The 13,915-nt window shown below is 73.1% G+C and carries 14 protein-coding genes; 11 read left to right on the forward strand and 3 right to left on the reverse strand.

The window, feature by feature from the left end:
• Positions 1-44: 44 nt before the first annotated feature.
• On the forward strand, positions 45-668 hold the full coding sequence (locus ACFC8N_RS30445; RefSeq protein ID WP_376291374.1) for a helix-turn-helix domain-containing protein: 624 nt from the start codon (positions 45-47) through the stop codon (positions 666-668).
• Complete coding sequence (locus ACFC8N_RS30450) at positions 665-787, forward strand: DUF6126 family protein (protein ID WP_071385451.1); 123 nt, start codon at positions 665-667, stop codon at positions 785-787. Before ACFC8N_RS30445 ends, ACFC8N_RS30450 begins: the two co-directional genes overlap by 4 nt.
• Positions 788-803: 16 nt before the next feature.
• Here the strand turns inward: ACFC8N_RS30450 and ACFC8N_RS30455 are convergent, their stop codons facing one another.
• On the reverse strand, positions 804-1,601 hold the full coding sequence (locus ACFC8N_RS30455) for a tyrosine-protein phosphatase (protein ID WP_356028386.1): 798 nt from the start codon (positions 1,599-1,601) through the stop codon (positions 804-806).
• Between the two features lie 171 nt (positions 1,602-1,772).
• Here ACFC8N_RS30455 and ACFC8N_RS30460 point away from each other — a divergent pair, with 171 nt between their 5' ends.
• Positions 1,773-3,857: an alpha-galactosidase gene (locus tag ACFC8N_RS30460; RefSeq protein WP_376291377.1), complete on the forward strand. Its 2,085-nt coding sequence runs from the start codon at positions 1,773-1,775 to the stop codon at positions 3,855-3,857.
• 179 nt (positions 3,858-4,036) lie between these two features.
• On the forward strand, positions 4,037-4,822 hold the full coding sequence (locus ACFC8N_RS30465; protein WP_356028556.1) for an SGNH/GDSL hydrolase family protein: 786 nt from the start codon (positions 4,037-4,039) through the stop codon (positions 4,820-4,822).
• 57 nt (positions 4,823-4,879) lie between these two features.
• Here ACFC8N_RS30465 and ACFC8N_RS30470 read toward each other — a convergent pair whose 3' ends face one another.
• Both ACFC8N_RS30470 and ACFC8N_RS30475 read right to left on the reverse strand, forming a co-directional pair.
• On the reverse strand, positions 4,880-5,494 hold the full coding sequence (locus tag ACFC8N_RS30470) for a TetR family transcriptional regulator C-terminal domain-containing protein (protein ID WP_362821764.1): 615 nt from the start codon (positions 5,492-5,494) through the stop codon (positions 4,880-4,882).
• A gap of 68 nt (positions 5,495-5,562) precedes the next feature.
• Positions 5,563-6,753 carry a Glu/Leu/Phe/Val dehydrogenase dimerization domain-containing protein gene (locus ACFC8N_RS30475; RefSeq protein ID WP_376291379.1) on the reverse strand — a complete coding sequence of 397 codons (1,191 nt, stop codon included), beginning with the start codon at positions 6,751-6,753 and terminating at the stop codon, positions 5,563-5,565.
• 182 nt (positions 6,754-6,935) lie between these two features.
• On the opposite strand from ACFC8N_RS30475, the gene ACFC8N_RS30480 reads away from it, so the two are divergent.
• The 7 genes from ACFC8N_RS30480 to tdh all read left to right on the forward strand — a co-directional run bounded on the left by ACFC8N_RS30480 (position 6,936) and on the right by tdh (position 13,890).
• Positions 6,936-8,108: an MBL fold metallo-hydrolase gene (locus ACFC8N_RS30480; protein WP_356028396.1), complete on the forward strand. Its 1,173-nt coding sequence runs from the start codon at positions 6,936-6,938 to the stop codon at positions 8,106-8,108.
• A gap of 341 nt (positions 8,109-8,449) precedes the next feature.
• Positions 8,450-10,453: a sensor histidine kinase gene (locus tag ACFC8N_RS30485; protein WP_376291381.1), complete on the forward strand. Its 2,004-nt coding sequence runs from the start codon at positions 8,450-8,452 to the stop codon at positions 10,451-10,453.
• 112 nt (positions 10,454-10,565) lie between these two features.
• Positions 10,566-11,000 (forward strand): roadblock/LC7 domain-containing protein, encoded by a 435-nt coding sequence (locus ACFC8N_RS30490; RefSeq protein ID WP_071382987.1) that lies wholly within the window; start codon positions 10,566-10,568, stop codon positions 10,998-11,000.
• Positions 11,001-11,002: 2 nt separating this feature from the next.
• Positions 11,003-11,374, forward strand: a complete 372-nt coding sequence (locus ACFC8N_RS30495; protein WP_071376732.1) for a DUF742 domain-containing protein — start codon at positions 11,003-11,005, stop codon at positions 11,372-11,374.
• Positions 11,352-11,951: an ATP/GTP-binding protein gene (locus ACFC8N_RS30500; protein ID WP_356028402.1), complete on the forward strand. Its 600-nt coding sequence runs from the start codon at positions 11,352-11,354 to the stop codon at positions 11,949-11,951. The genes ACFC8N_RS30495 and ACFC8N_RS30500 overlap by 23 nt, the downstream gene beginning before the upstream one ends.
• Positions 11,952-12,078: 127 nt before the next feature.
• The gene (locus ACFC8N_RS30505) at positions 12,079-12,654 is read left to right on the forward strand and encodes a GAF domain-containing protein (RefSeq protein WP_356028404.1); all 576 of its coding nucleotides are present in this window, start codon (positions 12,079-12,081) and stop codon (positions 12,652-12,654) included.
• 207 nt (positions 12,655-12,861) lie between these two features.
• Positions 12,862-13,890: an L-threonine 3-dehydrogenase gene (tdh, locus tag ACFC8N_RS30510; RefSeq protein ID WP_356028406.1), complete on the forward strand. Its 1,029-nt coding sequence runs from the start codon at positions 12,862-12,864 to the stop codon at positions 13,888-13,890.
• Positions 13,891-13,915 lie beyond the last annotated feature (25 nt).

Below are 13,915 nucleotides of genomic sequence, written 5' to 3' on the forward strand. Positions count from 1 at the left end.
GCAATAAAATTGCCCGTGGGGCAAAGCTGCGGCTGAATGGAGGCATGAACGCCTCAGACGCCGGATCGCCGGCGGAACCGGGCGACGCACTGCCCGTGGTCGCGCCACAGCTGCGCGCACTGCGCCGGCGGGCCGCCCTCACCCTGGAGGCCGCGGCCCGCGCCGCCGGGCTCTCGGCCGCCCATCTGTCCCGGCTGGAGACCGGGCAGCGCCAGCCGTCACTGCCGATGCTGCTCGCCCTCGCCCGCATCTACGGTACGACGGTCTCCGAACTGCTGGGCGAGACGGTCGCCGACCGGGACGCGATCGTGCGCTCCGGCGGCATGGAGCCGACCCGGGCGGGCGGCTGGACGTACTTCCAGGCCGGGGCGCCCGGCCGCGGTATGCAGGCGCTGCGCGTGCGCGTGCCGTACGGCTCGCAGGGCGACGTCGTCCGCGTGCACCCCGGCGAGGAGTGGCTCTACGTCCTCAGGGGCCGCCTGCGCCTGCGCCTCGGCGACACCGTGCACCTGCTCGCGCCCGGTGACAGCGCCCACTTCGACTCGCTCACGCCGCACCGCCTCGCCGCCGAGGACCACGACGGCGTCGAGCTGCTGTTCGTCCACACCCTGCTGCAGAGCCCCACGGCCACGCTGTGCCTGGGGCCGTCGACCGGAGAGCTGCCATGAGCGACTTCGAGACGAAGTTCCCCCGTTCCCTGTGGATCCGCCTGATCATCTACATCGCCGTCGGCCATGTCCTCGCCGCGTTCCTCTACCTGCTGTTCGCGATCGGCGCCAAGGGCTGACCGAGTCGGCCGCCGGTCAGTCCAGCAGGCGCTCGCGCAGTCGCTCGCGGTGGCCGGGGGTGAGGGACAGGCCCTGCTCCAGGTAGGTGTCGACGCCGCCCCAGGTCTCCTCGATGCTGTCGAAGGCCGCCTGGAGGTACTCGGCGCGGGCGTCGAAGAGCGGGCTGAGCAGCTCCATCACCTCGGGCGTGTACGCGGACTCGGCGCTGCCGCTGCGGCGGACCTTGTAGCGCCGGTGCTTGGCGTTGGACTCCAGGTAGTCCGCGACGATCGCGTCACGCTCCACACCGACGGCGAGCAGCGTCACGGCTATGGAGATGCCGGCGCGGTCCTTGCCCGCCGCGCAGTGCATGAGCGCGGGCACGCTGTCCTCCACGAGCGCGTGCAGCACCCGGGAGTGCTCGGCGGTGCGCTCCTTGACGATCGTGCGGTACGAGGCGGTCATGCGGGCCGCGCCCTTGCCGTCGGCGAGGATCCCGCGCAACTGGCCGAGGTCGCCGTCGCGGACCATCGTCCAGAACTCGGCGCCGTCGGCCGGGTCGCTCAGCGGCAGGTTCACGTTCCGCACGCCGGGCAGCGCGACGTCCGGGCCCTCCAGCTTCTGGTCGGCCGCGTTGCGGAAGTCGAAGATCGTGTGCAGGCCGAGGGAGGCGAGGAAGGCCGCGTCGTCCTCGGTCGCGTGCGCCAGGTGTCCGCTGCGGAACAGCACGCCGTGGCGCACCCGGCGCCCGTCCGCGGTCGGCAGTCCGCCGACGTCGCGGAAATTGCGCACGCCGGCCAGCTCCGGCTCGGTCGACGGGACCTGCTGCGTCACGGGGGCTCCTCCCGGTCGGGCCCGCCGTCGCGACTCGTCGGCGGGCGCTCTGTCGACCATACGACATCGGTTTCCTCGGGCAAGGAGTCGTCCACAGGCATTGTCACCAGCGCCGGGCGGCTTGATGATGTTGGCACTTGAGCGGATCTGTTGGCACCTGTGAGGTTGTACGTGCTGGACATCGCAGAAGACGGTCGCACCTGGCTCCTGACGGGGCCCACCAGCGGTTATGCGCTGCATCTCACCGATGCGGACGAACTGCTCCACCTCCACTGGGGGCCCCGCATCGCCCTCGCGGACGCCGAGGCCCTGGCCCGGGACCCGCTGCCCGGCTACTGGCCCTTCGAGTCCCCGCTCGACGGCCGCGAGGAGTACCCCGTCGAGGGCGGCCCCCGCTTCGTCCGCCCCGCCCTGTCCGTGCGCACCGAGGAGCGGCGCGGCACCGAGTGGCGCTTCGTGTCGTACGACACCGCGCGCGAGGGCGGCGACGACGAGCTGCGGCTGCGCTTCGACGACGACGGGATCGCGATCACCCTGCACCACCGGATGCGCGGCGACGTCGTGGAGCGCTGGGTGAGCGTGGAGAACGGCACACGCGCGCGCGTGGAGCTGCTGCGGGCCGACGCGGCCACCTGGACCCTGCCCGACCGCGAGGGCTGGCGGCTGTCCCAGCTGCACGGCCGCTGGGCCGCCGAGTCCCGGCTCACCACCGCCCCGCTCACCTACGGTGAGAAGGTCATCGGCAGCCGCCGCGGCCACACCGGCCACCAGCACCTGCCCTGGGTGGCGCTGGACACCGACGCCACCGAGGAGCGGGGCGAGGTCTACGGCTGCGCGCTCGGCTGGTCCGGCTCCTGGCGGATCGCCGTCGCCCAACTCCCGGACGCGCGCGTGCAGATCACGGGCGGCGCCGGCTACGACGACTCGGGCCTGCTGCTCCTGCAGCCGGGGGAGTCGTACACCACCCCCGTCTTCGCGGGCCTGTGGAGCGACGGCGGCTTCGGCGGCGCGAGCCGCGCCTGGCACGCCTACCAGCGCGCGTACGTCGTCCCGGACGCCGAGCAGGACCGGCCCGTGCTGTTCAACTCCTGGGAGGCGACGAACTTCGACATCTCCGAGGAGCAGCAGCTCGCCCTCGCGCGCCGGGCCGCCGCGATCGGCGTCGAGCTGTTCGTCGTGGACGACGGCTGGTTCGGCGCCCGCACCAGCGACCGCGCAGGGCTCGGCGACTGGACGCCCAACCCCGACCGCTTCCCGCAGGGCCTGAAGCCGCTCGCCGACCAGGTGCACGGCCTCGGCATGCGGTTCGGCATCTGGGCCGAGCCGGAGATGGTCAACCCGGACAGCGACCTGTACCGCGCGCACCCCGACTGGGTGCAGTACCAGCCGGGACGCCGGCGGACGGAACTGCGCAACCAGCTCGTCCTCAACCTCGCCCGCGAGGACGTCCGGGCGTACCTGTGGGACCAGTTGGACACGCTGCTGTCCAGCGCCCCGGTCGACTACGTGAAGTGGGACTTCAACCGCTGCTTCACCGACGCCGGCTGGCCCGGCGAGCCGTACCCGCAGCGGCTGTGGGTGGACCACGTCCGCGGTCTGTACGCCCTGCTGGACCGGCTGCGCGCGGCCCACCCCTCCGTCGCCTTCGAGTCCTGCTCGGGCGGCGGCGGCCGGATCGACCTCGGAGTGCTCAGCCGCACCGACCAGGTGTGGACCTCCGACAACACCGACCCGCTCGACCGGCTCGCCATCCAGCACGGCTTCAGCCAGCTCCACCCGGCCCGGGTCATGGCCGCCTGGGTCACCGACAGCCCCAACACCCAGCTCAACGGGCGTGTCAGCTCGCTGCGGTTCCGGTTCGTCAGCGCCATGGCGGGCGTGCTCGGCATCGGCGGCGACCTGACCGAGTGGAGTGAGGAGGAACTGGCCGAGGCCCGGCGCTGGGTGGATCTCTACAAGGAGATCCGCCCGGTCGTCCAGCACGGCGAGCTGTACCGGCTGCGGCCCCCGGCCGGCGGTCTGAGCGCCGTCCAGTACGTCCGGGGCGAGGAGACGGTGGTCCTCGCCTGGCTCCAGGCGCAGAGCTACGGCGAGCCGGTACCGGCACTGCGGCTGCGCGGACTCGACCCGGCCGCGTCGTACGCGTGCCGCGAAACCGGCCAGGTGCACCGCGGAGCCGTGCTCCTGCACCACGGACTGCGCACCGGACTGACCGGCGACCTGGACGCGACGGTCGTGCGGCTGCGACGCGTCTGAGCCGGGTGTGGAGATCGCACGGTCAACGCGCCCGGCGGCCGGGGTATTCCTGATTCGCGCATTCTTTTGGAGTGTCTCATCTCACCGTTCGTCAACCCCTGCCTACGGTCGCGTAGGTCACATCCGAAGGTGAATCATGGTCCGACGTGGCAGACGATTCGAAGAATGACAACAGATCAGTGATCGGGTCGTACGTGGCGGTGGGGGACAGCTTCACCGAGGGCGTCGGCGATCCCGGCCCCGACGGGGCGTTCGTCGGTTGGGCCGACCGGTTCGCGGTCCTGCTCGCCGACCGACGTCCCGAGGGGGACTTCAAGTACACCAATCTCGCGGTCCGCGGGAAGCTGCTCGACCAGATCGTGGAGGACCAGCTCCCGAAGGCCGTCGAACTGGCCCCGGACCTGGTCTCGCTCTGCGCGGGCGGCAACGACATCATCCGCCCGGGCACCGACCCGGACGAGGTGGCCGAGCGCTTCGAGCGGGCCGTGGCCCGGCTGACCGAGGCCGCGGGCACGGTCATGGTGACGACCGGGTTCGACACCCGGGGCGTCCCGGTGCTCAAGCATCTGCGGGGCAGGATCGCCACGTACAACGGGCACGTACGGGCCATCGCCGACCGGTACCGCTGCCCGGTGCTGGACCTGTGGTCCCTGAAGTCGGTGCAGGACCGCAGGGCGTGGGACAGTGACCGGCTCCATCTCTCGCCCGAGGGGCACACGCGCGTGGCGCTGCGCGCCGGTCAGGCTCTCGGCCTGGAGGTCCCGGCCGACCCGGAGCAGGCGTGGCCGCCGCTGCCGCCCCGGGGCACGCTGGAGATCCGCCGCGACGACGTCCACTGGGCCCGTGAGTTCCTCGTCCCGTGGATCGGCCGCAGGCTGCGCGGAGAGTCCTCCGGCGACCACGTGACGGCGAAGGGCGCCCTGTCCCCGGACGACATCAAGCACCGCATCGCGTCGGTGGCCTGACACCGCCGCTGTCGCCCGTGCCCCGCCGGACCAGCGGGGCGCGGGCGACGACGCGCCTCAGCGCTCGGTCAACGCCTCCCGGGCCAGGCCCAGTTCGCGGGCGAGGGCGTCGTCGACCCACTGCTGGGCCCGGCTGCGCGGCACCGAGCCCGGGTACGACGTCAGCTGCACCGCCAGTCCGTCCAGCAGGGCGGTCAGACGCAGGGCGGCACCGGCCGGGTCGGCGCACGTGAACTCGCCCGCCGCCACGCCCTCGGCGATCACCTCGGTGATCGCCGCCTTCCACTGCCGGTCCAGGTCCCGGGTGACGTCGCGCAGCGCGGGCTCGCGCAGCGCCACGGCCCAGCCCTCGATCCACAGCCGCCAGCCCTTGGCCTGCCCGGTCGGCGCGTACCAGCGCACCGCCGCGCGCAGCCGGCGCAGCGCGGACGTGCGCCGCCCCAGCAGCTTGCGCAGATGCGCGAGATCGTCCTCGGCCGCGTACGCGAACGCCGCGGCGACCAGCCGCTCCTTCGTCGAGAAGTGGTACAGCACCAGCGCGTTGCTCACCCCGAGCGCCGCGGCCACGTCGGCGATCCTGACCGCCGCCACGCCCCGCGCCTCGATCTGCCCGATGGCGGCCCGCAGCAGTTCCTCCCGCCGCTCGGCCACGCTCAACCGCACTCTCGCCACGCGGTCACCCTAATCCGTTGTCATGGGCAGCGCCGAAGTGCCCCGGTTCCCCCGGACGGTTCCGGCCGTCAGCGGTACCACCCGAAGCGTTCCGCGATCGCCGGCAGCCGGTCGGTCACGAGGGCGTGGGCGGCCGCGCGCGGGGTCGTGCCGTCGGCCTCCGCGCGGTCGAGCATCAGGCCGGTCAGGGCGCGCATGGAGTGCCGGATGTGCGCGAAGGCCCCGTCGGCGTCCGCCCCGATGTCGCCGAACAGGGTCCACCACCACCAGGCGTTCGTCGCCGAGTTGACCACCACGTCCGGCAGCACGGTCACCCCGCGCGCGGTCAGCATTTCCTCCGCCGCGGGCAGGACCGGCATGTTGGCGGCCTCCACGATCCAGCGGGCCCGGATCCGCTCCGCCTCGGCGGTGCCGACGGCGTACGACACCGCCGCCGGCACCAGCACCTCGGCGTCGGCCGACAGCCAGGCGTCGCCGGGCAGTTCCCGGTCGCCGGGGCGCAGCACCCGGCGGTCGACCGTGCCATGGCCGTCCCGCGCGGCCAGCAGGGCCTCGACGTCCAGCCCCGCCGGATTCGCGAGCGTGCCCTTGATGTCGGCGACCGCCACCACCGTCAGCCCCGCGCGCGCGAGGAAGCGCGCGGTGGCGCCGCCCATCGTGCCGAGTCCCTGGAGGGCCACGCGCGTGCCCGCGTACGGCACCGACGCCCGGTCCAGCGCCGTGAGCACCGACTCGGCGACCCCGCAGCCGCCCGCCAGTTCGTCCAGGCCGATGCCGTCCACCTCGACGGCGAAGGCGTCCGCGAGCCGCGCGCGTGCCGCCGCCTCGTCGTCCAGCAGCGGATACACGGCCTGGACGCAGGAGACCAGACCCGCCTCGGCCGCCGCCCGGTCGACCAGGTCCTGGGTGAGGCCGAGGTCCTCGCCGGTGGTCCACAGACTCTCGATGTACGGCCGCATCGCGCGCAGATAGCGCACCAGCAGCCCGTACGCCTCCGGGGCCCGGGGATCGCAGTCGATGCCGCCCTTGGCGCCGCCGAGGGGGACGTAGCGGCCCTCGGGGTCGTAGTGCAGCGCCTCCTTCATCGTCATGCCGCGGGCGAGCCCCGCCACCTCCTCCAGCGTGCAGTCCGGGCGCATCCGCAGCCCGCCGCTGGCCACGCCCCGCACCAGCCGGTCCACGACCAGGAAGCCCCGGCGGCCGGTCACGTGGTCGGTCCAGACGAGCGACATCAGGGGCGTGGGGACGGGCGCCGTCATGGGGTCTCCTCGGGCACGGTACTGAATCGCCAGTCAGTATCCGGAGCCGCTCCGGGCCCTGTCAACGCGCCGAACGCAGGGTCGGCGGGGCCCTGTGAGGCAGGCCTCGTGCTCCGGGGGCCCCGGGTTGTCGGAGGCGCCGACCATAATGGGGAACCTCACCCACTTCACCGGGAGGTACCGTGACCGGTTTGCGTTCCTCGATCTCCGGGCTCCGCGCGCTGCGTCCGGAGGCCTTCGGCGCGGACCCGGGCGGTGAGCGCATGGCACGCATCCGCCGCTCCCCCCACTTCAAAGACGGCGTCTTCCAGAACCCCGGCGGCCCCGCGCGCACCCGCCCCTCCGGCTCCTCGCTGGACCTCGCGAAGGTCTTCCTCGACAAGGAGACCCGGCCGCTGCGCGCCCCGAAGGGCACCGTCCCGGTGTACCCCACGACCTTCGCCGACCTGGCCAAGCCGCCCGCCACGGGGCTGCGGCTGACCTGGGCGGGACACTCCAGCGTGCTGGCGGAGATCGACGGCCACCGGGTCCTGTTCGACCCGGTCTGGGGCGAGCGCTGTTCGCCGTTCCCGTTCGCCGGACCCCGGCGGCTGCACCCGGTTCCGCTGCCGCTGGCCGCGCTGGGCCCGGTCGACGTCGTGGTGATCTCGCACGACCACTACGACCACCTCGACCTGCCCACGATCAAGGCGCTGGCCGGCACGGACACCGTGTTCGCCGTGCCGCTCGGCGTCGGCGCCCACCTCGAACGCTGGGGCGTCTCCGCGGACCGTCTGCGCGAGCTGGACTGGCACGAGTCCACCAGGGTCGGCGGTCTGACCCTCACCGCCACCCCGGCCCGCCACTTCTGCGGCCGCGCCCTGCGCAACACCCAGCACACCCTCTGGGCCTCCTGGGTCGTCGCCGGCGAGGAGCACCGGATCTACCACAGCGGCGACACCGGCTACTTCGACGGCTTCGAGGACATCGGCGCCGCCCACGGCCCGTTCGACGCCACGATGATCCAGATCGGGGCGTACAGCGAGTTCTGGCCCGACATCCACATGCGCCCCGACGAGGGCCTGCGCGCCCACCTGGACCTCCAGGGCGGCGCACCGCACGGCGCGCTGCTGCCGATCCACTGGGGCACGTTCAACCTCGCCCCGCACCCGTGGGCGGAGCCGGGGGAGTGGACCAAGGAGGCGGCCGAGGAGGTCGGTCAGGCGGTGGCCCTGCCCCGGCCCGGCGAGCCCTTCGAACCGGCGGGCAAGCTCCCGGCCGAGGCCTGGTGGCGGGGCGTCGCGGCCACGGAGCGCCGGACCTGGCGCTCGGTCGGTGCACTGGTGGCGGAGCCGCCCGCGCGGGGCCGGTCGTAGGACGCGGCCGACGGCCAGGAAGGTCTGCCCGACCGGCCAGCAAAGGCCAAAGCGGATACTCTCCGCAACAATCCGCCCCAGGTGATCGACGCGCGGGCCGGGCCGATTCCATGCCCGGCCGGTTAATCGGTCTGTCGTACGAGGCTTCATACCAGAGCGGGACGCTCCTCGGGGGAGTTTGTCAACTGCCCACCGCACATGATGCTCAGGCCATTACTGTGAGTGTCCGTCGGCTGACGGGTGGCCGGATTTCCCGGCTCCGTCCGCCGACGCTGCGATGACGCATGCCCGCCTCGCACATCCCGCGAGGACAGGCCCGACGGACCAGTACGAGGACGCAGATGTCTCACCTCCGAGCACCGGCCACGCGCGCCGACCGCCGAGAGGGCGGGCGGCACGGGCGGCCGGGCGCCCGAACCGCTCCCGCACTGCCCGAAATGCACATACGGCCCCAGCTCATGCGGCTCGCCGTGCTGCCGCCGCTTGCGGTCGCGCTCAGCGCCAGCGCCGCGGTCCTGTTCAGCATCCGCTCCACCGGCGCCCGCACCGGCCCCGTCCTGTGGGCCGTGCTCGCCGGAGCGGTCACCGTGACCGTCGCCGGCATCCTCATCGCCGCCGTGGCCGCCGACCGCGCCGCCCGCTCGGTCGCCGACCGCGTCGACGTCCTGCGCCGCACCGCCGCGCGCGGCGAGGCCGACCTGCACGCGCTGGTCGACGCGCTGCGCCAGGGCGAGGCGCCGCCGCAGCGCTCCACGCGCCGCCGACTGCCCGCCGACGCCGACGACTTCGAGCTGCTCGCCGCCGACCTGGCCCGTGCGCACGACGGCGCCGTCACCGCCGTCGTACGCGCCGCCCAGCTCTCCAGCCACGCGGGCAGCGAGCAGAAGCTGGAGGTGTTCGTCAACCTCGCGCGTCGGCTTCAGTCCCTCGTGCACCGGGAGATCTCGATCCTCGACGAGCTGGAGAACGAGATCGAGGACCCCGACCTGCTCAAGGGCCTGTTCCACGTGGACCACCTGGCCACCCGGATCCGGCGGCACGCCGAGAACCTCGCCGTGCTCGGCGGCGCCGTCTCCCGGCGGCAGTGGAGCAACCCGGTGAGCATGACCGAGGTGCTGCGCTCCGCCATCGCCGAGGTCGAGCAGTACTCCCGGGTCAAACTGGTGCCGCCGATCGACGGCGAGCTGCGCGGCCACGCCGTCGCCGACGTCATCCACCTGCTCGCCGAACTCATCGAGAACGCCTCGGTGTTCTCCGCCCCGCAGACCCAGGTGCTGCTCCGCGCGGGCCTCGTCACCTCCGGGCTCGCCGTGGAGGTCGAGGACCGCGGACTCGGCATGCCCGTCGGCGAGCAGAACCGGATGAACGCCCTGCTCGCCGACCCCGACCAGGTCAACGTCGCCAGCCTGCTGGCCGACGGCCGCATCGGGCTCTACGTCGTCTCCCAGCTCGCCCGCCGGCACGGCATCCACGTCCGCCTCCAGACCAACATCTACGGCGGTGTCCAGGCCGTACTCGTCGTCCCGCAGGCGCTGTTGGGCACGGCGGCGGCGCCCGGCGAGCCGACAGCGGCTGAAGCGCAGGCGCGGGTCCAGCCACAACCCCACTCGCACCCGCACCCGCACCCGCAGCAGCAGCCGCAGGTTCAGGTTCAGACGCAGGCTCAGGTGTCCGCGGCGGTCTCCCCGCAGGGTGTCGTGGACCGGCCGCCGGCCGCCCACGCTTCCGGCACCGGCCACGCCCCCGGTGAGGTCAGGCGGACCGGTACCGGGAACAGCGGGGCCGAACAGCACGGGGCCCGGGCCGAGTCGAGCCGCCCCGGCGCCGAGGACGCGCGCGGGGAGCGGGACGCCGGGGCGCCCGCGCCGCTGCCCGTGCGGGGCGCCCGGCAGGACCGGCCCACCCCCGCCGCGGCCGTCCCCGGCATCGGCGCCGGGGACCGGTCCGCCGTGGAGGCGCACGCGGGCGTCCTGCCCACCCCGCGCACCGGCGCCGTGCGCGGCACCATGGGCAAGCCCCAACTGCCCCGCCGCCGCGCCCAGGAACACATCGTCCCCGAGCTGCGCGGCGGCCCGGCACCCCGCCGGGACGCCGACACCGTCGCGGGCCACGACCCGGGGCTGATGGCCGCCTTCCAGCGCGGGATCGGACTCGCCGAGGCCCAGCAGCACCTCGAACACCTCGAACACCTTGAGAACACAGCGGCCGTACCCATGGAGCCCCCACCCATGAACGGGGCGGAACTCCTGGGACCGACGCCCATATCCCCAGGGCGCGCCCCCGCGCCCGGAATCGACGGTGCCCATGGCGTCGGCCGGTCCGACGGGAGCGCCCCGGCCGGCTGACCGCCGCGCACCCACCCCCGCCCACCCCCGCTCCACCCGACCTTTCCCCGACCTTCCCCCCTCGACTGTCCGCGCTCCCGCAGACCTTCGTACCCCAAGGAGTCGATCCACCATGGCGAGCGATGCGCCGACCGCCCATGCATCCGACCTCGACTGGCTGCTGAGCGGCCTCGTGCAGCGCGTACCGCACACCACCAGCGCGGTGCTCCTGTCCTGCGACGGGCTGGTGAAGTCCGTGCACGGCCTCGACATCGACAGCGCCGACCACATGGCCGCCCTGGCCTCCGGCCTGTACTCGCTGGGCCGCAGCGCGGGCGTCCGGTTCGGCGACGGCGGGGACGTCCGCCAGGTCGTCGTCGAACTCGATTCGAGCCTGCTGTTCGTCACCACCGCGGGCTCCGGCACCTGTCTCGCCGTGCTCGCCGGGCGCGAGGCCGACGCCGCCGTGCTCGGTTACGAGATGGCGATGCTCGTCAAGAGCGTCCGCCCCTACCTGGTGACCGCGCCCCGCCAGCACCCCGTCGACTCCGCGGCGACGAGGCCTTGAGCGTGGCCGCAGCCGGCGACGGGCCCTGGCTGGATGACGCGGCCGGACGGCTCGTGCGCCCGTTCACGGTCAGCAACGGACGCACCGAGCCCAGCGTCGCCCTGGACCTGATGTCGCAGGTGATGGCCACCGGCGTCGCCCCGCTCGGCTACCTCGGTCCCGAGCACGCCCAGGCCCTGGACCTGTGCCGCGGGCCCGTCTCGGTCGCCGAGGTCGCAGCCCAGCTGAAACTGCCCGCGGTGGTCACCAAGGTGCTGCTCTCCGACCTCGTCGACTGCGGGGCGCTGACCACCAAGCCCCCCGTCTTCCACCACACACCCACTGACCGGTCTCTGCTGGAGGCAGTGCTCGATGGACTACGACGACAGCTCTGACCCGTTCCCGACCGCGCTGAAGATCCTCGTCGCGGGCGGGTTCGGGGTCGGCAAGACGACCTTCGTGGGCGCGGTCAGCGAGATCGCCCCGCTCAGCACGGAGGAGCTGCTCACCACGGTCAGCGTCGGAACGGACAGTCTCGACGGCATCGAGAACAAGATGGAGACCACGGTCGCCATGGACTTCGGCCGGATCACCCTCGATCCGGAGCATGTGCTGTACCTGTTCGGCACGCCCGGGCAGGAGCGGTTCTGGTTCATGTGGGACGAGCTGTCCGAGGGCGCGCTCGGCGCGGTCATCCTCGCCGACACCCGGCGCCTGGAGGACTGCTTCGCGGCCGTGGACTTCTTCGAGGAGCGCGGGCTCGGCTTCATCGTCGCCGTCAACGAGTTCGACGGCGGCTACCGCTACGACCCCGAAGAGGTCCGCGCCGCCATCGACCTCGACCCGGAGATCCCCGTCGTCCGCTGCGACGCGCGCATCTCCAGTTCCGGCGTGCAGACCCTGCTCACCCTCGTCCGCCACCTCCTGGCCCATGCCCCGGCGACCGCGCCGAGCCATGGCGCCCGCCGGTGATCCCGCCCTCTCGCCCACGGAGTTCCCGTATGACGTACACCCGCAGCGCCGAAGCCCCGCCAGGAGCACGGTCACGAGCCGGCACCGCGGCGGGGCCGGGGCCGGACGTACGGCCCGGAGCCCGGCCATGAGCTACGAGCCGCCCCGGCCGGTCCGGGGTCTGCTGCTCACCCCCGAGGACAGGGAGGCCCCCGCCCGTGTGCACCGGCTGCGCCGGCTCGGCCTGGCGGACCGCCCCGACCCGGCGCTGGACTCCTTCGCGGATCATCTCGCCCGGCTCACCGGCGCGCCGTACGCCATGGTCAACTTCATCGGCGAGGAGCACCAGTTCTTCGCCGGCCTGAGCGCCCCCGCCGTCGCGCCGGTCGTCCGCGAGGACGGCAGCAGCGCCGAGCTCGGCCGGGTGCTGCCCCGCGACCACGGGTTCTGCCCCCATGTGGTGGTCCGCCACAAGGCGCTGGTCCTGGAGGACGTCCGCGACTACCCGCGCTTCGCGGGCAACCCGGTCGTCGACGCCTACGGCATCCGCTCCTACCTCGGCGCCCCGCTCATCGACAGCTCCGGCATGGCGCTCGGCACCGTGTGCGCGGCCGACGTCGAGCCCCGGGTGTGGGGCAGGGCGGGCCTGGAGGGCATCAAGGCGCTCGCCGCCGACCTCGTCGTACGCCTCGAACGCAGCGCCGAGGACGGGTTACCGCTCTGAGCACGGTGACCTCAAGCCCTGTGGCCCGTACCGGGGTGCGGGAAACTCCGGAGGCGTGAAGGAAAGCTGAGGCGGCGGTTAAGAAAAGCTCGATGGACCCGCGGCCCGCGCATACGGCAGATTGCAGGGTGATTCCACCCCTCTGACCCGGTGCGGGCGCCTTCGGCATGCCCGCGGGCCGGGATCTCACGCACAGGAGCCGCATTCGTGAAGGCGCTGGTCAAGCAGAAGGCGGAGCCGGGACTCTGGCTGACGGACGTCCCGGAGCCCGAGATCGGCCCCGGAGACGTACTGATCAAGGTCATGCGGACGGGTATCTGCGGCACCGATCTGCACATCCGGGCCTGGGACGGCTGGGCGCAGCAGGCGATCAGCACCCCGCTCACGGTCGGGCACGAGTTCGTCGGCCAGGTCGTCGAGACCGGCCGGGACGTGACCGACATCCGCATAGGGGACCGTGTCAGCGGCGAGGGCCATCTGGTGTGCGGCAAGTGCCGCAACTGCCTGGCCGGACGCCGTCACCTCTGCCGGGCCACCGTCGGCCTCGGGGTCGGCCGCGACGGCGCGTTCGCCGAGTACGTGGCCCTGCCCGCGACCAACGTGTGGGTGCACCGCGTCCCCGTCGAGCTCGACGTCGCCGCGATCTTCGACCCGTTCGGCAACGCCGTGCACACCGCGCTGTCCTTCCCGCTGGTCGGCGAGGACGTCCTGATCACCGGCGCCGGACCGATCGGCCTGATGGCCGCCGCCGTCGCCCGGCACGCCGGCGCCCGCAACGTCGTCGTCACCGACGTCAGCGAGGAGCGCCTGGAGCTGGCCCGCAAGATAGGGGTGAGTCTGGCGTTGAACGTCGCACGGTCCACCATCGCCGACGGCCAGCGCGAGCTCGGCCTGCGCGAGGGCTTCGACATCGGCCTGGAGATGTCCGGCCGCCCCGAGGCCATGCGGGACATGATCGCCAACATGACGCACGGCGGACGCATCGCGATGCTCGGCCTGCCCGCGCAGGAGTTCCCGGTCGACTGGTCCCGGATCGTCACCTCGATGATCACCATCAAGGGCATCTACGGCCGCGAGATGTTCGAGACCTGGTACGCGATGTCGGTGCTGCTGGAGGGCGGCCTGGACCTCGCCCCCGTGATCACCGGCCGGTACGGCTACCGCGACTTCGAGGCGGCCTTCGCCGACGCCGCGAGCGGCAAGGGCGGCAAGGTCATCCTCGACTGGACCGCGTAAGCAACCCCTGTTCCGCGCACGCACT

The sequence above is a fragment of the Streptomyces sp. NPDC055966 genome (assembly GCF_042269865.1).
Classification (GTDB): domain Bacteria; phylum Actinomycetota; class Actinomycetes; order Streptomycetales; family Streptomycetaceae; genus Streptomyces.